General features: G+C 72.1%; 20 protein-coding genes. 5 read left to right on the forward strand and 15 right to left on the reverse strand.

Annotated elements, in window-relative coordinates; all coding sequences use genetic code 11:
* The first annotated feature begins 66 nt into the window (after window positions 1-66).
* Window positions 67-1,029, forward strand: a complete 963-nt coding sequence (locus KHP12_RS24065; RefSeq protein WP_210609420.1) for an SDR family NAD(P)-dependent oxidoreductase — start codon at window positions 67-69, stop codon at window positions 1,027-1,029.
* A gap of 77 nt (window positions 1,030-1,106) precedes the next feature.
* Here KHP12_RS24065 and KHP12_RS24070 read toward each other — a convergent pair whose 3' ends face one another.
* Window positions 1,107-1,913 (reverse strand): SDR family NAD(P)-dependent oxidoreductase, encoded by an 807-nt coding sequence (locus tag KHP12_RS24070; RefSeq protein WP_211833719.1) that lies wholly within the window; start codon window positions 1,911-1,913, stop codon window positions 1,107-1,109.
* An 87-nt stretch (window positions 1,914-2,000) separates the two neighbouring features.
* Between KHP12_RS24070 and KHP12_RS24075 the strand changes: the two genes are divergently transcribed.
* Entirely contained in the window at window positions 2,001-2,852 is an 852-nt protein-coding gene (locus KHP12_RS24075; RefSeq protein WP_086882677.1) for a helix-turn-helix transcriptional regulator, read from the forward strand.
* Window positions 2,853-2,935: 83 nt separating this feature from the next.
* Here KHP12_RS24075 and KHP12_RS24080 read toward each other — a convergent pair whose 3' ends face one another.
* From KHP12_RS24080 to KHP12_RS24095, 4 genes are all read right to left on the reverse strand, one after another.
* Complete coding sequence (locus tag KHP12_RS24080) at window positions 2,936-3,724, reverse strand: LuxR C-terminal-related transcriptional regulator (protein ID WP_210609422.1); 789 nt, start codon at window positions 3,722-3,724, stop codon at window positions 2,936-2,938.
* Complete coding sequence (locus tag KHP12_RS24085) at window positions 3,721-4,998, reverse strand: PspC domain-containing protein (RefSeq protein ID WP_210609424.1); 1,278 nt, start codon at window positions 4,996-4,998, stop codon at window positions 3,721-3,723. Before KHP12_RS24085 ends, KHP12_RS24080 begins: the two co-directional genes overlap by 4 nt.
* 178 nt (window positions 4,999-5,176) lie before the next feature.
* Window positions 5,177-5,440, reverse strand: coding sequence for a hypothetical protein (locus tag KHP12_RS24090; protein WP_143678272.1), 264 nt, complete (start codon window positions 5,438-5,440; stop codon window positions 5,177-5,179).
* Window positions 5,441-5,496: 56 nt separating this feature from the next.
* Window positions 5,497-6,807: a PspC domain-containing protein gene (locus KHP12_RS24095; RefSeq protein ID WP_244203147.1), complete on the reverse strand. Its 1,311-nt coding sequence runs from the start codon at window positions 6,805-6,807 to the stop codon at window positions 5,497-5,499.
* Window positions 6,808-6,932: 125 nt separating this feature from the next.
* Between KHP12_RS24095 and KHP12_RS24100 the strand changes: the two genes are divergently transcribed.
* Window positions 6,933-8,804 (forward strand): serine/threonine-protein kinase, encoded by a 1,872-nt coding sequence (locus KHP12_RS24100; protein ID WP_086884140.1) that lies wholly within the window; start codon window positions 6,933-6,935, stop codon window positions 8,802-8,804.
* Window positions 8,805-8,913: 109 nt separating this feature from the next.
* Here the strand turns inward: KHP12_RS24100 and KHP12_RS24105 are convergent, their stop codons facing one another.
* From KHP12_RS24105 to guaA, 5 genes are all read right to left on the reverse strand, one after another.
* Entirely contained in the window at window positions 8,914-9,444 is a 531-nt protein-coding gene (locus KHP12_RS24105; RefSeq protein ID WP_107471848.1) for a DoxX family protein, read from the reverse strand.
* 139 nt (window positions 9,445-9,583) lie between these two features.
* Window positions 9,584-10,879, reverse strand: coding sequence for a hypothetical protein (locus KHP12_RS24110; protein ID WP_086884144.1), 1,296 nt, complete (start codon window positions 10,877-10,879; stop codon window positions 9,584-9,586).
* A 105-nt stretch (window positions 10,880-10,984) separates the two neighbouring features.
* Window positions 10,985-11,782, reverse strand: coding sequence for a class II aldolase/adducin family protein (locus KHP12_RS24115; RefSeq protein ID WP_086884141.1), 798 nt, complete (start codon window positions 11,780-11,782; stop codon window positions 10,985-10,987).
* A 75-nt stretch (window positions 11,783-11,857) separates the two neighbouring features.
* A complete protein-coding gene (locus tag KHP12_RS24120; RefSeq protein ID WP_086884142.1) occupies window positions 11,858-12,445 on the reverse strand; it encodes a Uma2 family endonuclease in 588 nt (195 codons plus the stop codon).
* Window positions 12,446-12,584: 139 nt separating this feature from the next.
* A complete protein-coding gene (gene guaA / locus KHP12_RS24125; RefSeq protein WP_037958306.1) occupies window positions 12,585-14,171 on the reverse strand; it encodes a glutamine-hydrolyzing GMP synthase in 1,587 nt (528 codons plus the stop codon).
* A 304-nt stretch (window positions 14,172-14,475) separates the two neighbouring features.
* On the opposite strand from guaA, the gene KHP12_RS24130 reads away from it, so the two are divergent.
* Both KHP12_RS24130 and KHP12_RS24135 read left to right on the forward strand, forming a co-directional pair.
* Window positions 14,476-14,745 (forward strand): chorismate mutase, encoded by a 270-nt coding sequence (locus KHP12_RS24130; protein WP_037958308.1) that lies wholly within the window; start codon window positions 14,476-14,478, stop codon window positions 14,743-14,745.
* 750 nt (window positions 14,746-15,495) lie between these two features.
* Window positions 15,496-16,509: an LAETG motif-containing sortase-dependent surface protein gene (locus tag KHP12_RS24135; RefSeq protein ID WP_107471849.1), complete on the forward strand. Its 1,014-nt coding sequence runs from the start codon at window positions 15,496-15,498 to the stop codon at window positions 16,507-16,509.
* A gap of 126 nt (window positions 16,510-16,635) precedes the next feature.
* Here KHP12_RS24135 and KHP12_RS24140 read toward each other — a convergent pair whose 3' ends face one another.
* The 5 genes from KHP12_RS24140 to KHP12_RS24160 form a co-directional block, all read right to left on the reverse strand.
* Complete coding sequence (locus tag KHP12_RS24140) at window positions 16,636-18,510, reverse strand: GMC oxidoreductase (protein ID WP_372455222.1); 1,875 nt, start codon at window positions 18,508-18,510, stop codon at window positions 16,636-16,638.
* A gap of 25 nt (window positions 18,511-18,535) precedes the next feature.
* The gene (locus tag KHP12_RS24145) at window positions 18,536-20,146 is read right to left on the reverse strand and encodes a succinic semialdehyde dehydrogenase (protein ID WP_086884145.1); all 1,611 of its coding nucleotides are present in this window, start codon (window positions 20,144-20,146) and stop codon (window positions 18,536-18,538) included.
* Window positions 20,147-20,234: 88 nt separating this feature from the next.
* A complete protein-coding gene (locus tag KHP12_RS24150) occupies window positions 20,235-22,049 on the reverse strand; it encodes a serine/threonine-protein kinase (RefSeq protein ID WP_210609426.1) in 1,815 nt (604 codons plus the stop codon).
* 77 nt (window positions 22,050-22,126) lie between these two features.
* Window positions 22,127-23,869, reverse strand: a complete 1,743-nt coding sequence (locus KHP12_RS24155; RefSeq protein ID WP_210609428.1) for a serine/threonine-protein kinase — start codon at window positions 23,867-23,869, stop codon at window positions 22,127-22,129.
* Window positions 23,870-24,152: 283 nt separating this feature from the next.
* Entirely contained in the window at window positions 24,153-25,517 is a 1,365-nt protein-coding gene (locus tag KHP12_RS24160; RefSeq protein WP_210609429.1) for a M64 family metallopeptidase, read from the reverse strand.
* Between the last annotated feature and the right edge of the window lie 84 nt (window positions 25,518-25,601).

Here is a 25,601-nt window from a genome sequence, read left to right on the forward strand (position 1 = left end):
GACACATGTTCAGCGTGCGCCCCATTGGGGTCCCGCCCCCGCCCTTACGAACGCGAGGAGCCCCGTATGCCTTCAGCGGCCCCGACCCGATCCCCGGCCGAGCGGTGGGATGTCCACCGCCTTCCACGGGCCGATGGAAAGACCTTTCTGGTGACCGGAGGCAACGCGGGGATCGGGTACTTCGTCGCCGAACAGCTCGCCGGTACGGGAGCCACCGTCGTCCTCGGCAGCCGCGACCCGGGCAGGGCGGACGCCGCCGTGGCCTCGATCCGCTCCCGGGTCCCCGGCGCCCTGGTGCGTCATATCCGGCTGGACCTGGCCGATCTCTCCTCGCTCGAAGCCTCCGCGGCAGCGCTGGGGGCGGACCGTCTGGACGCGGTCGTCCACAACGCGGGGGTGAAGTTCGACCAGCCGCCGCGCCGCGAGACCGGGGACGGCCATGAGGCGATGTTCGGCATCAACCACCTCGGGCACTTCGCGCTGACCCACTGGCTGGCTCCACTGCTCGCGGCCGCCCCCGAGGGCCGCGTCATCACCACGGGCAGCTTCGCGGCCACATCCGAGCGGCTGGACCTGGACGACCTCGAGAGCACCCGCGACTACGACCCCGAACGCACCTATGGGCGCTCGAAACTGGCCCAGATGCTCTTCGGTTTCGAACTCGACCGGCGGCTGAGGGCGGTCGGCAGCACGGTGCGGAGCGTGGTCACCCACCCCGGCGGCGCACTCGACTCCCTCACCCCGTCCCGCCCGCCCCTGCACGTCCGCACACCCGCCGAACGGCTGCGCGGCCTGCCCGCCGGGATCCTCGTCCAGGGCAAGGACGCGGCCGCCTGGCCCGCCGTACGAGCGGTCCTCGACCCGACCATCACCGGCGGCGAACTATGGGTCCCCCGCCACTTCGCCCTCCGCGGCACTCCCCGCCGCCAACCCGTCCGAGGTCATCTGGCCGACGCGGAAGTCGCGGCCCACCTGTGGTCGGCAAGCCGCGACCTGACGGGGCTCGAGCCGGAGTTCCCCCCGGCGTGAGGCCGGGGCCGGGGCCGGGGCCGGGGCCGGGCGATCAGGACGCGTAGTCCTTGAGTTCCCCGGTGCCGAGGGCGGTCTCAGGCCCGGAGGCCGCCGTCCACCCGGAGGACCACGCCGGTCACATACGAGGCGCGGTCGCTGAGGAGCCAGGCCGCGGCCTGGGCGATCTCGTCCGGGTCGGCGGCGCGGCGGAGTGGGGTGTGGCTGGTGATCCGCTCGACGACGCCGGGGGACTCCTCCTCCCATGCGCTGACCATCTCGGTAAGGGTGGCACCGGGTGCGATGGCGTTGACGCGGATGCCCTCCGGGCCGTACGTGACGGCGGCGGACTCGGTGAGGCTGTTGACCGCGCGCTTCATGGCGCCGTAGGCGGGGAGTTCGGGGTTGCCCATGAGGCTGCCGACGCTGGAGTTGTTGACGATGGCGCCGGTTCCGGCGGTGGCGCGGATGGCGGCGACCTCGGCGTTCATGGCCAGCCAGGGGCCGCGGAGGTTGACGGCGTAGACGTGGTCGAAGTCGGTCTGCGGCAACTGGTCCATCGGGCCCGGCTGCTGGATCGTCGCGCCGTTGTTGAACGCCACGTCGAGGCGGCCGTACAGCTCCACGGCCCGGTCGACGGCGGCGCGGACGCTCGTCGGGTCGGCCAGGTCGCACACCACGTGATCCGCGGTGCCGCCGGCCGCCCTGACCTCCTCGGTGACCGACTTGAGCTGGGCCTCCGTACGGGCCGCCAGCAGCACCCGGGCGCCCTCCCGGGCGAAGAGGCGGGCCGCGGCGGCGCCGATGCCGCGCCCGGCGCCGGTGATGAAGGCGACCTTGCCGGCCAGGAGGCCGGTGGCCGGGGTGCGGGGCGTGGCTTCGGGGGTGGTGTTCGGTGTGTTCATACTCCTGAGGCTGCCGCGGGTGCCGGGGCCCAGCCAGGCACCGGCTGTACCTGGCTGAGCCTCCGGCCGTCCGCGCACACTGAGGGCGTGGACAGACGAGAGCTGGCGGCCTTCCTGCGCAGCCGACGTGAGCGGATCACGCCCGCCGATGTGGGGCTGCCCGCCGGGACGCGGCGCCGGACGCCGGGGCTGCGGCGCGAGGAGGTGGCGCAGCTGGCGTTCATCTCGACCGAGTACTACACGCGGCTGGAGCAGGCCCGCGCCCCGCGCCCGTCCCGCGAGGTGCTGACCGGGCTGGCCCGCGCCCTGCGGCTGGGCGACACCGAGCGCGATCATCTGCACCATCTCGCGGGCGCCCCGCCGGGCCCGCCGGCCGGGCCCTCCCGCGAGGTGCGGCCGAGCATCGCGAACCTGCTGCGGCGGCTGCCGAACGCGGCGGCGATCGTGCTCTCCGCGACGTACGAGGTGATCGCCTGGAACGATCTGGCCGCCGCCCTCATGGAGGACTTCTCCGCCCTCTCCCGCCGCGACCGCAACTTCGTCCGCCGCGCCTTCCTCGGGCCGCACCGGGACGGGCGGCGGCTGTACGGGGTGACGGACGTGGACGAGTTCGCCCAGACCTCGGCCCAGGGGCTGCGCGCCGCGGCCGCCCGCTACCCCGACGACCCCGAGGTGACCGAGCTGGTGGCGGAGCTGCGCTCGGGCAGCGAGCAGTTCGCCCGGCTGTGGGACTCCCACGATGTGTCCGCCCAGCCCACCCTGTGCAAGACGCTGCACCATCCGCTCGTCGGGCCCATCACCGTCAACTGCGATGTGCTGGACATCACCGAACGGGACCAGCGGGTGATCATCTACACCGCCGAGCCCGGCTCACCGGCCGAGGAGGCGCTGCGGCTGCTGTCGGTCGTCGGCACGCAGCGGATGGGGGTGCCGGGCTGAGCCGCCGCGCCGTCCGTCCCGCTCTCCGCTCTCGTTCTCTTCGGGCCCGAGGCTCAGACCAGGCGGCGGGCCGGGCCCGAGGCTCAGACCAGGCGGCGGGCCGTCGCCCAGCGGGTCAGCTCATGGCGGTTGGAGAGCTGGAGCTTGCGGAGCACCGCCGAGACATGGCTCTCGACCGTCTTCACCGAGATGAACAGCTGCTTGGCGATCTCCTTGTAGGCGTAGCCGCGCGCGATCAGGCGCAGCACCTCGCGCTCGCGCTGGGTGAGCCGGTCCAGGTCCTCGTCCACGGGCGGGGCGTCGGTGGAGGCGAAGGCGTCGAGCACGAAACCGGCCAGGCGCGGGGAGAAGACCGCGTCGCCCTCGGAGACCCGGAAGATCGCGTCCACGAGGTCGGTACCGGTGATGGTCTTGGTCACATAGCCGCGGGCGCCGCCGCGGATGACCCCGATGACGTCCTCGGCGGCGTCCGAGACGGACAGCGCGAGGAAGCGCACCGGGCGGTCCTGGTCGGCCATCATCGAGGCGCTGCGGCGCAGCACCTCGACGCCGCCCCCGCCGGGGAGGTGGACGTCGAGCAGCACGACCTCGGGACGGGTCGCGGTGATCACGGTCACGGCCTGGTCGACGTCGGCCGCCTCGCCGACCACCTCGACACCGGTCCGGGCCGTCTCCCCGATCTCGGCCTGCACCCCGGTGCGGAACATGCGGTGGTCGTCCACGAGCACCACGCGCACCCGCCGCGCCGCCTCGGCATCGCCCGCCCCGGAGCCCCCGGCACCCCCGGCACCCGCCGGACCGGGCGTGGCGCCCGGCACACCCTGCGCCCCGGAGCCGCTCACCGCGTTCGTACCGCCCGTCGCGTCGGTCATGTCGTCGCCGCCCTCTCCATCTCCAGCTCCACTTCCGTGCCCCCGTCCGGCGCGGATCTCAGCCGCGCCGTGCCGCCGTTCCGCTGCATCCGGCCGATGATCGATTCGCGTACGCCCATCCGGTCCTCCGGCACCGCGTCCACGTCGAAGCCGGGGCCGCGGTCGCGCACGGAGATGAACACCGTGGCCCCCTCGACCTCGGCGAAGACCTGGACGGCCCCGCCGTCGCCACCGTACTTGGCCGCGTTGACCATCGCCTCGCGCGCCGCCTGTATCTGTGCGCCCAGTTTCTCGTCCAGGGGGCAGTCGCCGACCACCACCACCTCGATCGGGACGCCGTGGTGGTCCTCGACCTCCGCCGCCGTCTTCTTCACCGCCTCCGCCAGGGTGTCCGGCTCCTCGGTCTCGTCCTTGCCCGTGCCCTCCGGCCGGTAGAGCCACGCGCGCAGCTCCCGCTCCTGGGCGCGGGCGAGCCGGGCCACCTCGCGGGGGTCCTCCGCGTTGCGCTGGATCAGGGTGAGGGTGTGCAGCACGGAGTCATGGACGTGGGCCGCCACCTCCGCCCGCTCCTGCGCGCGGATGCGCATCAGCCGTTCCTCGGAAAGGTCCTGCGTCATCCGCACCACATACGGGCCCGCCAGCAGCGCGATGCCGACAAGGACGGCCAGGGCCGCCTGGAGCACGGCCCCCAGGTGCTTGGCCGAGCCCTGGAGGACGACGATCCCGGACACCCCCGCGGCCACCAGTACGACCCCCGTGGCGCCACGGGCCAGCGGCAGGACCCGCTTGCTGCGGCTGAGCTCGACCCACTGGGCGCGGCGGGCGTTGTCCGCCTGACGCCAGAAGAGGGCGACGCCCGCGCCGATGAGGAGGAGCGGCCAGATGTAGGTGTTGGCGCGGCCCAGGTGGAACCCCTGGACGAAGATCCCCATGCCGACGAAGAGGGCGACCAGCGCGATGATCTGGCCCCGCTCCGGCCTGCGGGCCAGGATCCGGCGGCGGCCGTCGGGGCCCACGGTGGTGAGCGGGCGCGCGGCGGTCGTCTCCACGCCGCCGACGCCGAGCGGGACGATGAACCAGAAGAGCGCGTAGACGAGCGCGCCGAACCCCTCCGCCATGAACAGCGCGATGAAGACGATCCGCACCCACAGGACCGGCAGCCCGAGATGGCCCGCGAGCCCGCGCGCCACACCGCCGAGGAGGCGGCCTTCGGCACTGCGGTAGAGCTTGCGCGGGGGTGGCTCGGGGGCCGTGGGGGGCACTGCGGGGGTCATGGCTCGATCGTCACACGTCCGGCCGACAACGGGCATCAGGGTCGCCCCTGATCGTTCCCCGACCTGGGCCCGGGTGCTGGGGCCGGGAACCGGGGTCGCCGAGCCCCGGGCCCCGGGGCTGGGGGTCGCCCGCGCCCCCCACCGGGGAGCGCCGCACCCCCGGGCCCCGCGGCCCCCGTCAGTCGTCCGGCGTCGCCCTGCCCGACCGGCGGCGGAGGGCGTACGTGAGGGCCGAGATCAGGGCCGCGACGCAGAGGCCGCACAGGAGGGCCGGGAGGGCGATTTCCGGCCGGACGTCCCACTCCCCGGCCGCGTCCATCCCGTACGCGGCGGCCACGCCCAGGATCACCAGCCCGGCCACCAGCTTGCCCGGCTCGAACGGATGGCGGGACCGGTCGGGGGACACCTGCCCCAGCGAGTGACCACGCGAGTGGTCGCGCAAGTGACTACGCAAGTGACCACGCGAGTGATCGAACCGATGGCCGAACGAACGGCGCCTCATGAGCGCTTCACCTCCACCGCACCCAGCCCCATCTCCAGCTTCAGCGAGACCGTCCCCACGGCCTTGCCGCCGCCCACCGGCTCCAGGGTGAGCCTGCGCTCCCGGTCCGGGCCGATGTCGACGTTGTGCTTGTCCCGCTGCCGGCCCGGCAGCCAGATGTCGCCGATCCCGACCTCGATGTCCAGCCTCACCCGGGCGTCGCGCGGGACCGTCACGGCCAGCTTGCCCGCGCCCATCTCCACCCGGCTGGAGACGGAGCTGCCCGCTTCCAGGGGCAGCCGGTCCAGCTTCAACTCGGCGACACCGCCGCCCAGCTCATACCCGTCGCGCAGCGACACCACCGAGGTCGGGGCCCAGGTGCGCCGAGCCCAGTCGGGGGTGACGGCGTCGGGGAGGGCGGCCGCGCCCGCCAACAGCGCGCTCGTCAGCAGCGCGAGGAAGACCGTGCCGCCACCGGCCCGCCCCCAGCGGGAGCCGATGACGAGGGCGAGCCCGAAGACCCCCAGCGCGCAGGCGAACCCGATCTCGAGGCTGGTGCCCAGCGGCTGCGAGGACCACCCCGCCCGCGCCCCCACCACGGCGGCGGCGACCGCCACCAGGAAGGCCCAGCCGCCGATCGAGGCCCGGTCCGGCACCCGGCGGGCCCGCTCCGCCTTCGCCTCCCGCTTGTCGTACGGGCCGTCGTCCGGCCCCCACAGATAGCCGGTCCGCGACCCGGCCCCGGCGCCGAGCGGCCCGGTCGTACCGTCCTTGACGATCGGGTCGCGCCACCAGGACGGGCCGGGGCCGCCGCGCGTGGGCGGCGCCTTGGTCTCGGGCGGCGCGTCGGCGACGGCCTGGGCCGTGGCCGCGTCCACCGCGCCCACGCTCTCCGCCTGCCGCCGGTGGTGCGACCAATAGCCCGCACCGGCCGCCGCGAGGGCGAGCATGAACGAGAAGTACATGACGCCGCCGTTGTTGAGCATCGACAGGAAGAGCCCGCAGCCCACCAGCGCCACCAGGACCGCCGTAAGGCCGGGGCCCTCGACCCGGCCCGAGAGCAGCCTGCGCCCCTCGTTCTCGTCCTCGCCGTGGAACGGGATCAGCAGCCAGCAGAATCCGTACACGATCAGACCGAGGCCGCCCGCGACGGCCAGCACCGACAGCACCACCCGGAAGATCACCGGGTCCAGATCGCAGTAGCGGCCGAGCCCTCCGCAGACCCCCGAGATCACCTTATGGTCACGACTGCGCCGAAGAGGCGTCTGTGACAGGCGGGAACCGGACGCGGCCTCGGCCTCGTCCGCCACGGTGGGTGCTTCGGTCATGCGTCCATGGTGACAACAGGGCCGTACTCGCGACATCCGGCATGCCCCTAGGTCTTCCCTGAGATCTCCCCGGGGGTCACGGCGGCTATCGTGTCGCATCGAACGTGTGCGGGGAGGGGAAAGCGGTGTCGGACGAAGGCCACCTGATAGCCGGACGTTACCGCCTGGTCGAGAAGATCGGCCGTGGTGGCATGGGCACGGTGTGGCGCGCCGAGGACGAACTGCTGGGCCGCCAGGTCGCGGTCAAGCAGCTCTATGTCTCTCCCCACCTCGCCGAGGACGAACTGACGACCCTGCACGAACGCACCCGCCGCGAGGCGCGCAGCGCGGCCCGCATCACCCACCCCAACGTGGTCGTGGTCCATGACGTGGTGGACCACCACGGACTGCCGTGCATCGTCATGGAGTACGTGCCCTCCACGACCCTCGCCGACCTGCTGAAGGACGGCGGACGGGTCTCGCCCGACGAGGCCGCCCGCATCGGCCGCGGCATGATCGCCGCGCTGCGCGCCGCGCACGCGGCCGGGGTGCTGCACCGGGACGTCAAGCCCGGCAATGTGCTGCTCGGCCCCGAAGGCCGGGTCGTCCTCACGGACTTCGGCATCGCCATGGCCACCGGCACCTCGACGCTGACCAAGACCGGCGAGGTGGTCGGCTCCATCGACTACATCGCGCCCGAGCGGGTCAGGGGCCGCAAACCCGGCCCCGCGTCGGACCTCTGGGCACTGGGGGCGACGCTCTATCAGGCGGTCGAGGGGCGGCCGCCGTTCCGCAAGGCCACGGCGATCGAGACGGGTTACGCGATCGCCGTCGATCCGCTGGATCCGCCCAAACGGGCGGGGGCGCTGACCTCGTTGATCGAGAGGCTGCTGGCCAAGGAGCCGGAGCTGCGGCCCACGGCCGAGGAGACCGAACGGGGGCTGCGGCTCCCGGCCTCGGAGCCCGAGACGACATCGCTCCAGACTTCGCCGCTCGACACGACCACCACGAATCCGCCGATCGACGCGACCATGAATCTGTCGACCCGGCGGGAGCACGGTACGGGCACGGACCGGACCACGGGCCCGGACGCGAACTCCGCGCCGAACGCGGCCACGACACCGACCCCGTATCACCACACGACCCACACACCGAGCACTCCGCACAACGCGACGAGCGCTCAGCACAACCCGCTGAACACTTCGCAGACTCCGAGCACACCGCACGCGTCGGACCCACGGATCCCCTCGCACCCGGGCACCGGGAACACGCCCGGCGCGCAGCACACCCCGCCCACGGCAACGCCGTTCACCGCGTCGGCGCCGTCCATGACCGCCCAGACGCCGGTGCCCCCGCCCGCTCCCGCTCCGGCGCGCAAGAGCCGTAAGGCGGTGTGGACCGCCGCGGCGACCTCCCTGGCGGTGGTGGCCGTGGCGGGCGGCGTCTATGTGTTCGGCCTCGACCACGACAACGGCGGGGGGAACGGCGGGGGGTCCCCCGCCACGGGCAATCCGTCGGCCTCCCCGGCCAAGCCGTACACCCCGCCGTCCGGCTACCACATCGTCAAGGAGAAGAAGTTCGGCTTCTCCCTCCCCATCCCCGACGGCTGGTCCCGCCAGGAGCAGAACGACCCCGACGGCAACACGGTCGACCGCACCCAGGAGGTCCGCTACCTCGACCCCAACGGGCTGGCCGGTTTCCGGATCAACGTCCTGGACTTCGCCTCCGGCAACCAGGTCCAGCACTTCGAGGACCTCGAGGTCGCGTTCAAGGACAAGAAGGAGTACCCGATCTACGAGCGGTTGCGGCTCCAGGAGACGAAGTACCAGGGCATGCCCGCCGCGATCTGGGAGTTCAAATTCCGCGGCGAGGTCCGGATGTTCCGCGCGATCGACCTCGGCTTCGGCAATGAGGGCGACAAGGAGTACGCGATCTACCTGAGCGCCCCGGACGCGGACTGGAGCACCTACCGGCCGATCTTCGACGAGGTCCGGGACGGCTTCCGCATCATCAAATGAGGGAGTGAGTGCCGGGGCAGAGCCCGGGGGCACGCGCCCGCGCGAAGAAGCACGCCCCGCGTGAGAGGCACGCCCCGCGAGGAGACGCGCCTCCCGTGAGAGCCGCGGGCTATGTGAAGAGCAGCGAGCCCTGCCGGCGCCGGCGCCGGGAGATGGCGACGTCCAGGGAGAGATACGGCGCCCCGGCCAGCACCAGCGGCAGCCACGCCATCAGATAGGCCAGGTCGTTGCCGTAGTAGTACGGGTCCGACTGCCAGCTGACGGTGAGCCACAGGCTCAGCGAGATCAGCGCGCCGCCGAAGGCGGCCAGGCGGGAGAGGAGGCCCACCAGGATGCCGAGGCCGACGGCCAGTTCGCCGTAGGCCATGGCGTAGCCGAAGGCGGTGGGGTCCTTGAGGGCCTGGTCGACCAGCCACGGCACGGCCGAGCTGTCCCGCACCTGGCGCATCAGCTCGCCGATCGAGCCCGAGCCCGAGTCGGACAGGAAGGCCGAGTCGGTGAGCTTGTCGATACCGGCGTAGACGAAGGTGACGCCGAGGAAGATCCGCAGCGGCAGCAGCGCGTAACGGCCGGCGGTGGCCCTGATCCCCGCGGGCTGCTGCTGCCCGCCTATGCCGCTCACGCCGCCCATCCCGCCCATACCGTGCACGCTCCCGCCACTGCCCGCCGTACCCGAACCGGCCATACGATCCGCGTGTCTCATGCCGCCCGCCTCTCCCTCACCCCGCCATTTGGTTGCGTGTTCGACGAAACCATACGGAGCGGCCGACCGGAACGACTCAGTCCATCACATCGATGGGATAGCGGTTGGTCTCCGCCCCCGAGGCCGTCACGACCTGCACATCCACCCGGCCCGGCTCCACGTCCACCGGGACCGGCACGGTGAGCGCGGTGTCCGTGGGGCTGCTGAAGCCCCCGGCCACCGGGACCAGCGGGACATGGACGTGCACCGCGCCGATGCGGACCACCAGCTTGGCCAGCCGGTCCGGGTCCTGGGCGCCGGGCGGGACGAAGCCGCTGCCGCGGATCTCGATGTCGTCACCGGTGCGGATCGGGGCGTCGCGGTCGATGGCGCCCTCCTCGGGGAGGGCCCGTACGACGGACAGCACGGTCGGGCGGCCGCCCTCCGCGTACTTCCCGGTCAGGTACATCACCACCGACACGGCCGCCAGCAGCGCCAGGCCCCACGGCACATCGGGCAGCCGCCACGGCTCGCGGGCGAGGCGGACGGCGGTGAAGGCGAGGGCCACGGTGTGGACGACGATGTACTGCACATCGGCGAAGCTGCCGCGGCCCGCGTCGTCGGTCAGCAGATCCGCGGCGCGCGGGCGTACGGCCCGCACCTTCTGGAGCCGCTGCGCCCGCACCCGGGCCGCCACGACGAGCCGCGCCAGCACCGCGGCCACGCACGTCGACGCGGCGACCGTAAGGAGCCCGGCGGTGTGGCCGAGGGCGAGCCCGTCGGTCAGCCGCTGCCGGTCGCCCGGGGCCACCGCCAGTTCGACGCCGAGCACCAGCACCGCGAAGACCGCGATCAGCAGCCAGGCGGCGGCGACGGTACGGGAGGTGGAGAGGCGGTTGTCCTCGCCGACGAGCGGGGCGAGCGGGCCGCCGTCCGCGCGGTGCAGCCGGGCAGTGAGGGTCAGCAGCGCGGCGGTGATCACGGCGGCGGTGAGCCCGGCGGTCCGCGCGACCGACCAGCCCGCGCCGATCGCCGTGGCCAACTGGCCGATCAGCAGCGCCCCGGCCGCGCCCCACACCACGCACACCGTGCGCAGCCACACCCGGTGGCGCCAGGCCGAGGTCTCGGCGCGGCCGCTGTCGGCGACCGAACGGGCCGCGTGGGCCAGCTCGTCCGAGACCCACTGCCGGGACGCCCCGGCCGAGTGGGCGAGAGCCCTGGGAAGGCCCTCTCCGGCCGCGAAACGCTCCCGCAGGGCCACGAACGTGGCCACGGCCCTCCGGTGGCCCTCACGGGCCCCCTGAGGGCATTCACAGCCCTTGTGGCCGTGCGGGTGCCCATGGGGATGCTGTCCCTCTGCCGTCGTGGCGTTCTCCGCCTGCTCCACCGCCACGCGGGTCGCTCCGTCGTTCACTCGTTCCGTACGGGACCGTGGGTTCACACGGCACCGCCCAACTGTCATGTGTTGAGAGGGGATTGTGCCGCACCGCGGAGGGTGTCAGCTCAGCAGGTCCGGCTCATCGCGGGTGATCTGCAAATACAGAGGTTGATAGTTGATCCACGCCACAAGATCGTTTCCCAGCTGCTCACGCGTCCGCATCGCGTCGGCGTAGTCGATGGGCACCGGCTTGCCCGACGCCTTGGCGGTCAGCTGCACCTGGGCGGCCCGCTCCATCGTGATGAACCACCACGCGGCCGCGTCGACCGAGTCCCCGACCGTCAGCAGACCACGATTGCGCAGGATGAGGGCCTTGTGGCCACCGAGCGCGGCGGCGATCGCGCGCCCCTCGTCCTCGTCCACGACGACCCCCGTGGTGCCCCCGTAGACCGCGTGGTCCTCGAAGAAGGCACAGACCTCCTGGGTGATCGGCTCCAACGGCTCGCCGAGCGCGGCCAGCGCCCGGCCGTGCACCGAGCGGCTGTGCGCGACGGCCACGACGTCCGGCCGCGCCTGATGCACGGAAGAGTGAACGACGAAGGCCGCCTGGTTGACGTGGGCGCGTCCCTCGACCACCTGGCCCACCTCATTGACGAGGAGCAGATCGCTCACGGTGATGTGGCCGAAGGGCATGCCGAACGGATTCACCCAGTAGCAGTCGGTGAACTCCGGGTCCCGCACGGTGATGTGGCCCGCGACCCCCTCCTCGTACCCGAACCGCCCGAACAGGCGCAGCGCCGCCGCCAGCCGCTCCTTGCGATAGCGGCGCTCGTCGTGGTGGGAGGTGTGCTGCGGGGGCATGGTGAACCGCAGCTGGTCGGTCGGTATCGGGGTGGGGGTCTGCGGCTGGTTCGTCATCGGCAGCTCCGCTCCTCTGGTGTGCTGAGGCGGAAGCTACCTCTGGGTATCGCAGGAGGCCAGAGTCAGGGCCCGCTACAGATGGTCGATCTCGGTGAGGTCGATGTCGATGGTGAAGGGGATGGAGAGCTTGAGGTGGTCGTGGTGAATGCCCGTGAGTCCGTAGGCGTTGGTGGTCTCGTCCAGCTCGAAGACATGAACGACCGGCCGGCCGTCCTCACCGCTCTCCACCCGCCAGAAGTGCCGGATACCCGCCTCGGCGTACAGCTGTGGCTTTCGCTTGCGGTCCCGCACCGCCGACTCAGGGGAGACGACCTCCACCACGAGCTCGACGTCCTTCGCGTCGTAACGCGACTCCTCACCACTGATCGCGGCCTCGGCCCGGATCACAAAGAGATCGGACTCCGGTGCCTGGCGATCGTCGATGACGACATTCATCTCCCGCCGGACCCGCCGGTCGCCGGGCACCGTCACTCGCAAGCCGAACAGCAGCACTTCAATCACCAGAGCATGAAAACTCCGCTGCGGACTCACGAAAACCAGACTCCCGTCGATCAGCTCGGTATGCGGCGGGAGATCAGGCAGACGGAACAAGTCGTCCACGGTATAGCCATCCAGCGGCGGCACCGGCCACGAAGTGGTGTGCAGCGGCTCAGCGGTCATGGTTCCTCCCATGGACGGGATTCTTGGCCGTGGAGCCAGCCTACCGAGCGCAAACGCCGACGCCGCCACCCAAACGAATGAGCGACGGCGTAGGCGTTTGACGATCAGATGACCATCCGACCCGGAGGGAGCGTGGCGGTCACTCCCACTCGATGGTGCCGGGCGGCTTGCTGGTGATGTCCAGCACCACCCGGTTCACCTGGTCCACCTCGTTGGTGATGCGGGTCGAGATCCGCGACAGCACGTCGTACGGCAGCCGCGACCAGTCCGCCGTCATCGCGTCCTCCGAGGAGACCGGGCGCAGCACGATCGGGTGGCCGTAGGTGCGGCCGTCGCCCTGGACGCCGACCGAGCGGACGTCGGCGAGCAGGACCACCGGGCACTGCCAGATGTCGCGGTCCAGACCGGCGGCGGTCAGCTCCTCGCGGGCGATGGCATCGGCCTCGCGCAGCAGGTCCAGGCGCTCCTTGTTGACCTCGCCGACGATCCGGATGCCCAGGCCCGGGCCGGGGAAGGGCTGGCGGTGGACGATCTCGTCCGGCAGGCCGAGCTCCTGGCCGACCATCCGCACCTCGTCCTTGAACAGCCGGCGCAACGGCTCCACCAGCTGGAACTCGATGTCGTCGGGCAGCCCGCCCACATTGTGGTGGGACTTGATGTTGGCCGTGCCGGTGCCGCCGCCGGACTCCACCACATCCGGGTAGAGGGTGCCCTGGACCAGGAACTCCACGGCCTCACCGGCCGCGCCCGCCTCGGCCACCAGCTCGGCCTGCGCCTGCTCGAAGACCCGGATGAACTCCCGGCCGATGATCTTCCGCTTCTCCTCGGGGTCGGAGACCCCGGCGAGCGCGGTAAGGAAGCGCTCCTCGGCCTCGACGACCTTCAGCTGCACGCCGGTGGCCGCCACGAAGTCCTTCTCGACCTGCTCGGACTCGCCCTTGCGCATCAGCCCGTGGTCCACGTACACGCAGGTCAGCTGGTCGCCGATGGCCTTCTGGACGAGGGCGGCGGCCACGGCGGAGTCCACACCGCCGGACAGCCCGCAGATCGCGCGCTTGGTGCCGACCTGCTCCCGGATCGCGGCCACGGACTCCTCGACCACATTGGTGGTGGTCCAGGTGGGCTCCAGGCCGGCGCCCCGGTAGAGGAAGTGCTCCAGCACCTGCTGGCCGTGGGTGGAGTGCATCACCTCGGGGTGGTGCTGCACGCCGTACAGCCTGCGCTCATCGCATTCGAAGGCCGCGACCGGCACCACATCGGTGGACGCGGTGACGGTGAAGCCCTCGGGGGCCTCCGAGCAGGCGTCGCCGTGCGACATCCACACCTGCTGCTCCTCGGGGGTGCCCGCGAAGAGCGTCGAGCCCTGCTTGGTGACGGTGAGCGCCGTACGGCCGTACTCCCGCGCCCCGGTGTTGTCCACCGTGCCGCCGAGCGCCGTGGCCATCAGCTGGAAGCCGTAGCACATGCCGAAGACCGGGACGCCCGCCTCGAAGATCGCGCGGTCGAGCGTGGGCGCGCCCTCGGCGTAGACCGACGAGGGACCGCCGGAGAGGATGATCGCCTTGGGGTTCTTGGCGAGCATCTCGGCCACCGGCATGGTGGACGGAACGATCTCGCTGTAGACCCGGGCCTCACGGACCCTGCGGGCGATGAGCTGGGCGTACTGCGCGCCGAAGTCGACGACCAGGACGGTGTCGGGGGCGGCAGCAGGGGACGCTGATGGCACTTCGGCGGCCTTCCGGCGGTGGTGGCGTGCGGTGGAACAGGCTGCGGCGGGGCCACGGCTTCGGGGCGGGACCGCAGGTTTGGACTTTCGATTCTAACGGGCCCATAATCGACGCCATGTCCACGCGCATGACCTTCGTCTTTACCTATGGCACCGGCCCGTCCGGCTGCCATGGTCGTGCTGCGTAAACACTGACAGCGACTTCCCAGGCGCCCCGGGCCGGCAAAGGCCCGGGGCGTTCTGTCTTTGTTCCCGGGTCTCGCCGGACTCCAGGGCTCCGCCACACGGACCAGGAGATACGGATATGAGCAGCGGCGTTTCGGCCACAGAGGCCGCCCAGGTGATCGGCACCGCGCGGGAGCGGATCGACGCCCTCGACGGGCAGATCCTCGATCTCGTCCGGGAGCGGATGGCCGTCTCGGCCACCGTCCAGGAGGCACGGATCGCGGCGGGCGGGCGGCGGGTGCACCTCTCCCGCGAGATGGAGATCCTCGACCGCTACCGGCAGCGGCTGGGCAAGCCCGGTACGACGCTCGCCATGACGCTGCTGGAGCTGTGCCGGGGCCGGGTCTGATCCCTCCGCCTGTACTGCCACGCCCGTACTGCCACGCGACAGCCGACGCGGACAGCGGACAGGCGAAGGGCCCCGGGAGCGCCCGAACGGGGCGGGCGCCCCCGGGACCCTAGGCGGTCAGCACCGGCGTCAGGGCAGCGCCGGTGCTGAGAGGCGGCGCCGGGGGGTTGCGCCGCTGGCTTATGGGGCCCGTATGTCAGGGGTGTCTGAACGGCGTACGCCCGCGTGGTCGGACCAATGTCGGGGGGTGACCGGGGGCGTTTTCCCTCTCAGCATCGTGGTGGATGCTGAGCGTCGGGCGCAACCGTTTCGACCGGATACGGTCGGCCCCAGGCGTCCCCGGGGCCGACCGTCCTTAGGTGGTGACCGGGCTGCTGTCCCCTGCCGACCGGTCACCTCGCCGAAGCGAGGTCCCACGACGGGCCGCCTGAATCACCACAGGGGCCGCGTCTCATCGCTGCGGCGGATCTGAGCCACGCGTGGATTTTCCGGGCCGCTCCTGGCTGGCGCGGCACCGGGCACAACGAGCCCGCGCGCGGGCCGGTCACCCGCCGTACGGGTGATGACGTGCGAGGCAAGACGCCCCTAGCGGATTCTGTGACCATTCTGTGAGCAACCGCGAAGGCAACCTTTCGGCCATTCGCTTGGTCATGTACGTGCAAACGCACGGCCATCCCGCGCCCCACCGCGACGGCCTTCCACACGCGTATCGCCCACCACGGCGATGCGTACGGACCCAGAGAGGTCTTCATGAAGCTTCGCCGCGCCCTGGCGGCCGCCGCAGCGACGGCCGCCATAGCCCCCGCCGCGCTTCTCGCGGCCCCCGCTGCCTTCGCGGAGACGCCGCCGAGCGAGAGCCCGTCGCCCTCCGCCACCGAGACCGTTACGCCGCCGCCGTCGGACCCGGCGCCGTCGGAGACCCCGACCACCGACCCCACGCCGACCACCCCGGCGCCGTCCACGAGCTCCACCCAGGCTCCGACCCCCGGCGGCACTCCCTCGTCCACCCCGACCAAGACCGCCACCCCGACGCCGACCCCGACCTCGACCTCGACCGAGGAGCCGGGCGACGGCGAGTGCGCGGACGACGGGGACTACAACGAGGACCCGGAGCTCAGCACGACCCTGGTCGGCCTGCCGTCGAAGGTCGTGGCGGGCAGCGGTTTCCACGGCTTCACGTTCCAGGTGAAGAACGAGTCGGACCGCAGCTACCAGCGGGTCGACTTCGGGCTCTTCGCGGGCACGGTGCACGAGTCCGCCCCCGACGGGACGGGCAAGTACCTGACCCTCCAGTACAAGGACCCCGAGTCCGGCGCCTGGCAGGCGATCTCCACCGACGAGAGCGACCCGGGCTCCGGCTACATCGGCTACACCGATGTGCGCCCGCACGAGACCCTTACGGTCGACCTCCGGCTGAGCGTCGCCAAGAGCGCGCCCGAGGGCTTCGGCTATGCCATCAGCGTCGGCGTGTACGCGGACGACGAGGGCAACTGCGTCTACTCGACCGGTGAGTACTACGAGTTCGACGTGTTGAAGGCGGGTTCGGAGCCGGGCCAGGTGCCGCCGGCCGACCCGAAGCCGCAGGGTGGCAAGAAGCCGCTGCCGCACAAGCCCGAGGGCGACACGGAGATCAGCCCGAAGGGCAGCCTGGCCGAAACCGGGTCCTCCTCCGCGCTGCCGATGATCGCCGTGATCGGTGGTGTGGCGATGGCGGCGGGCGGAGGCGCGGTCTTCGTGGTCCGCCGCCGTCGCGCCACGGTCTGACGGTCCTCACGACGGTTCTGAGGGGGCGCCGTACGGGCTGGTCTCCGGCCCGTACGGCGCCCCGTCGCTCATGCCCGGCGCTCAACTGCCCTGCGCTCAGGCACGCGGCGCTCAGCCGCCCGGCGCTCAGGCGCGCGGCGGGACCTTCGGCACCGGCAGCAGCGGGAGCCTCAACGCCCCGAAGGCGTCCGCCGGTACGGCGGGGCTGCGCGGCGGGACGGGCCGCAGGCGCTCGTACGGCGCCTCCGGGGCCGGGCGGGGGTCGGGCTCGCCCTTGTTGGGCCACAGGGACATCGCCCGCTCGGCCTGGGCCGTGATGGTCAGGGACGGGTTGACGCCCAGGTTGGCCGAGACGGCGGCGCCGTCGACCACATGGATGCCCGGATGGCCGTAGAGCCGGTGGTACGGGTCGATGACGCCCTCCTCCGGGGACGCCCCGATCGGGCAGCCGCCGAGGAAGTGGGCGGTCAGCGGGGTGCCCATGAGCTCGCCGACGTTGCTGCCCGCGAAGCCGTTGATCGAGTCGGCGATGTGGCGGGCGGCCTCGGCGCCTTCGGGGATGTGGTCGGGGTTGGGCTCGCCGTGGCCCTGGCGGGCGGTGAGCAGCCCCTTCCCCGGCCCCTTCGGCTTGCGGTAGGTGGTCAGCGAGTTGTCGTGCGTCTGCATGACCAGGCCGATGATGGTCCGCTCCGACCAGCGGCGGTTGGACAGCGAGCGCACGGCCAGGGTGGGGTGCCGGAGGTTGGCGCCCAGGAAGCGCAGCCAGCGCGGAACACGCCCGCCGTGCGGGATCTGGAGGATGGAGAGCATCCCCATCGCGTTGGAGCCCTTGCCGTAGCGGACGGGCTCGATATGGGTGTTCTCGTCCGGGTGGATGGACGAGGTGATCGCGACGCCCCGGGTGAAGTCCGCCCGCCCCTCCCCGCCCCGTGCGCGGCGGTAGCGGCGGTCGGTGGTCTGCGCGCCCACCAGAGCCTCTGAGTTGGTGCGGGTGAGGATGCCGAGCCGCTCCGAGACGCGCGGCAGCAGCCCCTTGTCCCGCATCGTGTGCAGCAGCGTCTGGGTGCCGTACGTACCGGCGGCGAGGACGACGTACCGGGAGCGCAGCGCCTTCGGCTTGCCCTTACGGCGGTTGTCGGTCGGGACGGTGGTGACCGTATAGCCGCCGTGCGGATCGTCGCACAGGGCGACGACGGTCGTCATCGGGTGGACCACGGCTCCGGACTGCTCGGCGAGGTGGAGATAGTTCTCGTTGAGGGTGTTCTTGGCGCCGTGGCGGCAGCCGGTCATGCACTCACCGCACTCCGTGCACGCCTTACGGGTCGGGCCCGCGCCGCCGAAGTACGGATCGGGAACGGCCCCGCCCGGCGCGGCCTTGGTGGTGCCGTCGGCGTCGTGGCCGTCCCCGAAGAAGACCCCCACGGGCGCCATATGGAAGGTGTCGCCCACGCCCATCTTCTCGGCGGCCGCCTTGAGGTGGACATCGGACGGGGTGAGGGTGTGGTTGAGGCGCGCCCCGAGCATCCGCCGCGCCTGGTCGTAGTACGGGCTCAGCTCCTCCTGCCAGTCGGTGATGTGCCCCCACTGGCGGTCCCGGAAGAACGGCTCGGGCGGTACGTAGAGGGTGTTGGCGTAGTTGAGCGAACCGCCCCCGACCCCGGCGCCCGCCAGCACCATGACCTTGCCCAGGACATGGATGCGCTGGATGCCGAAGCAGCCGAGGGCCGGAGCCCAGAGGTAGTTGCGGAGGTCCCAGGAGTTCTTGGGCAGGGTTTCGGGGGTGAACCGGCGGCCCGCCTCGAGGACGCCGACCCGATAGCCCTTCTCGGTCAGACGCAGGGCCGATACCGATCCGCCGAATCCCGACCCGATCACGATCACGTCGTAGTCGACGTCACCGTCGTCGGGATGGGTGCCGGCATGGACGTCGAGATCGTCGGCGAAGTCCTCGTCGTGGCCGGGCTCTTGCGCCCGCTTTTGGGCAGACTTCTCCCCTGACACTGGTACCTCCCTTGCAATGTGCTGGTCAGCGCAGGCGCAGTGCCTTGAGCGCACGCAGGCTGCGGGTCATGAAGTCCGCGTATTTCTCGTCCGTCATCCCGAAGGCCGGGCCGAGCGGCATCAGCCGCTGCTGGGCGACCGTCTGCGGTTCGGTGAACCTGAGGATGCCCTCGGAGCCATGGCGGCGGCCGAGTCCGGAGTCGCCCATGCCGCCCATGGGAGACGCGACGCTGCCGAAGGCGGCGGCGTAGCTCTCGTTGAGGTTGACGGTGCCCGCGCGGAGCCGGGTGGCGATCGCGCGGCCGCGCCGGGCGTCCTTGGTCCAGACGCTGGCGTTCAGACCGTAGGACGTCGCGTTGGCGCGCTCGATGGCCTCGCCCTCGTCGCGGAAGCGGTAGACGGAGACGACCGGGCCGAAGGTCTCCTCGGTGCAGACGGCCATCGGGGACTCCACGCCGTCCAGGATCGTCGGCTCGTAGAAGTACGGGCCGATGTCGGGGCGGGCGCGGCCGCCGGCGAGCACCGTGGCGCCCTTGGAGACGGCCTCGTCCACATGGCGGGTGACGGTCTCCAGCTGGCGCTCCGAGACGAGCGAGCCCATCTCCGCCCCGTACGCCAGGGCGGTGCCGAGCCGCATGGCCTTCGTACGGGCCGCGAAGCGCTCCAGGAAGTCGTCCGCGATCGACTCGTGGACGTACAGCCGCTCCATGGAGATGCACAGCTGTCCGGCGGAGGCGAAGCTGCCGCGCACCGCGCCGTCGACCGCGCGGGCGAGGTCGGCGTCGCGCAGCACCAGCATGGCGTTCTTGCCGCCGAGTTCGAGGGAGCAGCCCACCAGGCGGGCGGCGGCGGCCTGGGCCACCTCGCGGCCGGTGCGAGTGGAGCCGGTGAACGCGACGTAGTCGGCGCGCTCGACCACGGCGGGGCCCACCACCGGACCGTCCCCGATCACGACCTGCCACACCCCGGCCGGAAGGCCGGCCTCCACCATGAGTTCGCGCGCCCACAGGGCGGACAGCGCGGTCTCGGTGTCGGGCTTCATCACCACGGCGTTGCCCGCCACGAAGGCGGGGATCGCATCGCCCACGGAGAGCTGGAGGGGGTAGTTCCAGGGCGCTATGAGGCCCACGACCCCGCGCGGCTGGCGCAGTTCGGTGACCTTGGTGAGGGTGGGCACCGCGCCCAGATGACCCTTGGGGCGCAGATACGCGGGCGCCTTACGGCCGTAATGGCGGGCCACGATGGCGACGCCCTGGACCTCCTCCTGGGCGTGCAGCCGGGTCTTGCCGGTCTCCAGCTGGATCAGGTCCAGGATCTCCGGCTGGCGGCGCAGCAGCAGATCGTGGAAGCGGAGGAGGACGGCGGCGCGCCGGCGGACGGGGGTCGCGGCCCAGGCCCGCTGGGCGGCACGGGCGCATCCGAAGGCGGTGGCGACGTCCTCGGGGGTGGACTCGGGCAGGGCGGCGGCGAGGACTTCCCCGGTGAACGGGGTGTGGCTGACGGTGGTGCCGCTGCCGCCGACACCCCGGGTGAGCCGGGTGATCAGCTCGGGAGTGACGACGTCGGCGGCGGTGCGGGTGCCTTCGGGGGCGACCGGGTTGCCGGCGCCGCCCTGCGTGATGTGCGAGTCCGTCATGGGGGCGAGAGTAGGCCCGCCCGGCGGCTTTGGGTACCCGGCGGTAACAACTTTCGCCGCCGGCCCCGGGCGGGCCCGCCCAACTCCCTCAGAGCTTGTCGATCTTCAGATTCCGCACGATCCGCTCGTAGAGCTCCTCGCCGTCCCTCTGGGCGTCGCCGTTGGCGGGCATGGAGACCGTCAGATCCCAGGCGACCTTGGCCTTGTTGACATAGAGGTGATCGCGCTTCACATACCGGATGGGGTTCTTGTTGCTGCTGGTGCCGTACGGCAGATAGGAGGTGGTGACGTCCCGCGCCTCCTTCCCCTGCTGCTTCGACCCGGCCTTCTCGCTCCTGGCCTCCTCGACCGTCGCCCCGCCGCCGTCCTTGTAGAAGGCGACGATCTGGTCGGCCGCCGCGTCGAGGTTCGCGGGGTCGTTCTCGCCGTCGGGGGTGGACCGCCGCAGGGAGACGCTGAAGACACCGCTGGGGTCGTAGTACGTGACCACCGGGTTGTCCGAGTCGCTGTCGTCCTGGACCCGCCGGTACTCGCCGGGCACGGCCAGGGACGCGCCCACGACATCGCGCTCCTCCCGGACCGTCCAGCCCGTCGGCAGCCCCTCACCGGAGAACGGCTTCATGATCGTGAGCACCAGGGCGGCCGCCACCGCCAGCACCAGGCCGCCAAGACCGAGTTGCGCCTTACGGTTCCTGTGCAGGATGGGCGGCACGAAGCGGCTGCCCGTGGACTGCCCGCCGCCCGGCGGGTATCCGGCCGTGGCGAGCATGGTGGGCACCGACTGCGGCTCCCGCGCCGCCGCCTCCAGGGCCTGCCGCACCTCCGGCGCCGCGGGGCGCATCGCCGGGTCCTTGCGCAGCAGTTGCATGATCAGCGTGGCGAGCGGGCCGGTGGCCCGTGCGGGGACCTGCGGTTCGGAGCCGAGCACGGCCTGGAGGGTCGCGGGGGCGTGGGAGCGGCGGAACGGCGACATGCCCTCGACGGCCGCGTACAGCACGACGCCGAGCGACCACAGGTCCGACTCCGGCCCCGGCCGCCGGCCCAGCACCCGCTCGGGCGCGATGAACTCGGGCGAGCCGACGAAGCCGCCCGTCTCGGTGAGCCGCTGCTCGCCCTCGATCTGCGCGATGCCGAAGTCGGTGAGCACCACCCGGTCGCTCCGGCCGAGCAGTACGTTGTCCGGCTTCACATCGCGGTGCAGCACACCCGCCTCATGGGCCGCCGCCAGCGCGCCGAGCACGGCGAGGCCGATCCGGGCCGCCTCGCGCGGATCCAGCGTGCCCTCCATCAGCCGGTCGCCCAGCGACTGGCCGCGCACCAGCTCCATCACGATCCAGGGGCGGCCGTTCTCGACCACCACGTCGTGGACGGTGACGACGGAGGGGTGGTCGATCCGGGCCGCGGCGCGCGCCTCGCGCTCCATCCGCTGATAGACGGTCTGCCGCTCGCGCTCGGGGAGATGGTCGGGGACGCGCGGCTCCTTGACCGCGACATCGCGGTCCACGATCTGATCGTGCGCCCGCCAGACGGTGCCCATACCGCCGTGGCCGAGGCGGGAGACGAGCTGATAGCGGCCGCCGATGAGCCGCCCGCTGCTCGGGTCCTGCGCGGCGGGCCGGTCTCCGGCGGGCGCCCCTTCGGCGGGCCCCTGTCCGGCGGGCGGCTGGGCGCCGCCGCGCGGATCGGCGAACCGCGTCGGCTCGTACGCGCCCCGAGACGGCCCCGCCGCCCCGGCCTCGGCCTCCGGCCCCGGCTGCTGGGAGCCCTGGGACCCCGCACCTGCCTCACGTGTCGCGGACGCCTCGGGTGGCGGCTGCGGCGCCGGCACCGGGGCGGCCGGAGCATGCGGTGGCCGCAGGCTGTAGCTGGTGGGCTCGTTCGCCCGTCCCCCGTCGTTCGTCATGCGCCCATCATTACCCAGTCGGCGGCACCGCTGTGGAGACGCCGTGGGCGCTCGTGACAAAGCCGTTGCGACGTCGCTCAGTTCTCCGCGCCGGTGCGCGCGAACGTGGCGGCGACGGTGTCGAAATGCCGCTTGCCCAGGGATTTCTCGCCTACGGGGGCGGATAGCCACAGGTCGTACATTTTGCCGTTTTCATTCCAGCTCAGGTCGTATGTCTGCCGTGAGCCGCCGTCGTCGGCCGAGCCGTTCCAGATGAACGCCCACAGGGCGGCGGGGCGGCCGTTGCGCTCCGTCTCGATGACCTGGCCGCTGCGGTAGCCCGGATAGTCCTGCGGGCCCTTGGCGTCCGCCTTACGGCTGAGCCCGAGCGGGCCCTCGGGGCTCTGCTCCTGGACGTGTATCCCGATCCGGAACTCCATACCGGGCGAGTTGTAGTAGACCCGGGGCGCCTTGTATTCGCGGGCGAACCCCTCGGGCACGGCGAGCGAGAAGCCGACCGGGTCCTTGACCAGCTCATAGCCGTCGGGGATCCGCGTCGAGGGGCTCGTCGTGGGCTCGGAGTCCTTCACGGGCCGCTGCGGCGCCTTCTCGGGGGCGCTCGGGCTCCGCGCACTCTCCTTGTCGGCACTCTGGCTCGTACGCCCGCCCAGCGCCGCGTCGCCGTCACCGCCCCTGTCGTCCAGCAGCGCGACGACGCCCGCGGCCACACCGGCGAGCGCGACCACCGCGGCGGCCGCCATAAGGACAACACGGCCGCGCCCACCACGGCCGGAACGGGACCGGGCGGCGGCCGCGACGGGCGCGGCAGGAGGGGCAGCGGCGGCCGCGGGAACGGAGGCGGCCGGGGGCGCGGAAGCGGGGAACGGCGCGGGGGCGGACATCGGAGACACCGGGGGCGGCACGGGTACGGACGCCGACGAACCGCGGCCGTCCGGGCCGAACGGCACGCTGGGCTGGGTCGGGGTGTACTCCAACGGGATCTCGGGGGTGTCGCCCACCTCCTGGGCCATCAGCAGCATCCGCTCGACCTCGTCGGCGCCCAGCCGCTCCTCCGGATCCCGCCGCAACAGCCCCTCGATGACCGGCTTCAGGGGTCCTGCCGCCTCCGGCACGGGGATCTCGTCGAAGACGACGGCGTGCAGCACTCCGGCCAGCGACTCGCGATGGAAGGGGGATTCACCGCCCACCAGCGTGCAGAGCAGCACACCCAGCGACCACAGGTCCGACTCCGGCCCGGTGCGCCGCCCCGACATCCGCTCCGGCGCGGTGTATTCGGGCGACCCCACGAACGAGCCGGTCTCGGTGATCGTGGTGGACCCGGTGACCTGCGCGATCCCGAAGTCCGTCAGCACGACCCGGCCGGTGCCCGACTCCACGAGCACATTGGCGGGCTTGATGTCGCGGTGCAGCACCCCGCGCGCGTGCGCGGCGCGCAACGCGCCCAGCAGCGCGGCCGCGATCCGCCCCGCCTCGCGCCCCCCGACGGGGCCGTCCGCGCCCAGCCGGTCGGCGAGCGAGAGCCCGTCGACCAGCTCCATGACGATCCAGGCGCAGTCGTCCTCCTCGATCACATCGTGGAGGACGATCACGTTCGGATGCTTGATCTGTGCGACGGTCCGGGCCTCGCGCAGGGTGCGCTCGCCGCGCAACTGCGAGTCGAAGGCGGTGAGCCCCTCGTCCACATGGAGTTCCTTGACCGCGACATCGCGGCCCAGCAACTCGTCGACGGCCCGCCAGACCGTGCCCATTCCGCCACGTCCGAGCCGCGTGGCCAACCGGTAGCGGTTGGCAATCAGACGGCCTTCTCCCCCGGTACCCATGGGCTCATCTTGCCTCACCCCACGGAGGCCCTCGAACACCGGACCACGGACCCGCCCTCACGGGCGATTGAGCCCGGGTGCGCCATGCGGAAGTCTGGGACCCGCCGATGTTAAAGGGGCGGACCGCGGCCGCCCCCATCGGGCACCTTCGCGCTTCCGGTCCCTAGCGCCCCGGAGGCGAACCGAGCCTCAAAAAAAGGGGGGTGGGCCGCCCCGCGGCGGGGGTCCACGGGGCGGCCAGTCAGGAGAGGCGCCACAGGCCGGGCGCCAGTTGGTGGGTTGGTCAGCCAGTGACCTTCCATGTCCGGGAACCGCTCAACAGCTTCCGCAGGGCCGGGTCCTTCACCGCGCTCGTGCCGTCCGTCGCCTTCGCGGTGACCTTGTGGGTCGTGCCGTCGCTCGGGACGCCAAGACCCGCCGGGGTGACGCTCGTCTTACCGTTCGCGGCGGTGACCTCCGTACCGTCCACGTACCACTTCAGCGACGCGCCCTTGGGCACGTCCACCTCTATGGCCGCCGACCGCTTCACGGCCGTCGTGGTGGCCGTACGGCTGCTGAGCGCGCCGGCGTGGCGGTAGAAGCCCGCGATCATCGCCTCGCGGCCGGGGAGGCTGAACTCCCGCCCCAGGGTGCGCATGATCGAGTTGTCGGTGGGACGGTTGATGCCCTTGGGGTAGTAGCGGCCGCCCTCGTAGGCGCCGACCGTGCCGCCGTCGGGCGAGGTCTGGCCGATCCAGCGGTACCACTTCTTCTGCTGGGCGGTCAGCTGCGCCGCACTCAGCTTCGTGGCGTTGGACTCGTCGGGCTCGGCGCCCGTGTAGGTGCCGTACTCCGGATAGAAGTACTCGTCGGCCAGCTTGCCGAGCGAGTGGCCGGTCTCATGGACCGCGATCTGGTCGGAGTCGGCGTGGTCGGAGGCGGCGGTGGCGATCCCGTCGTAGCCGACCTGCGAGGTGAGGGTGTAGCCCGCGCCGCCGTACTTGGTGGAGTTGGACAGCACCACCACCAGATCGGCCTGCGGCGCCTTGGCCGCGTAGGACTCGACCTTGGCGGTGTCCACGCACAGCAGCCGCTCGATGTCGTCGCACCAGAAGTACGAGCCGAGGGCGGTGTCCTTGACGACGTCCCTGGACGGGTCGCCGGAGACGCCGGACTGGTTGGAGACGGCGTCCACGGTCCAGACGTTGAAGAGGTCCTTGTACGAGGCGTAGGGCTGCACGGCGGACATCTGCTCCCACTTGGAGCGCGCGTCGGCGTGGAAGTCCCCCTGCTGGCCCGCGGTGTAGCCGTCGCCAATGAAGACGACGTCCAGCTTGTCGGCCGTGGTGCCGTTGTCGACGACCGAGCCCACCTGGCCGTCGGCGGCGGCCTCCTTGGCGGACAGGGAGCGGGCGGCACGGGCCAGCCGCTCGGGAGTGGCGGCCGGGACCTCGGTGTGGCGGGGGTGGCCGCCCGGGCCGGTGAAGTACTCCACGTCCAGGGCGCTCCGCGACGAGGTGGCGTCGGCGGCGGACGAGCCGGACGCTCCCGGCGACGCGGTGGCCGGGGCGGTCATGGCCGCGGCCGCCGCCAGGGCGATGCCTCCGGCGACGGCCGCGGTGCGCAGGGGGATGCGGCTGCGTATGCGGCTCCGTATGCGTCTGCGCACGGTGACTCCCGAAGTCCTCGCGATAAGCGGCCAGTTAAGCAGGATTAATTCGCCGCTCAACCTAAGGGGTCCGGGTGTCGGGGG

Source organism: Streptomyces asiaticus, from assembly GCF_018138715.1.
Classification (GTDB): Bacteria; Actinomycetota; Actinomycetes; order Streptomycetales; family Streptomycetaceae; genus Streptomyces; species Streptomyces asiaticus.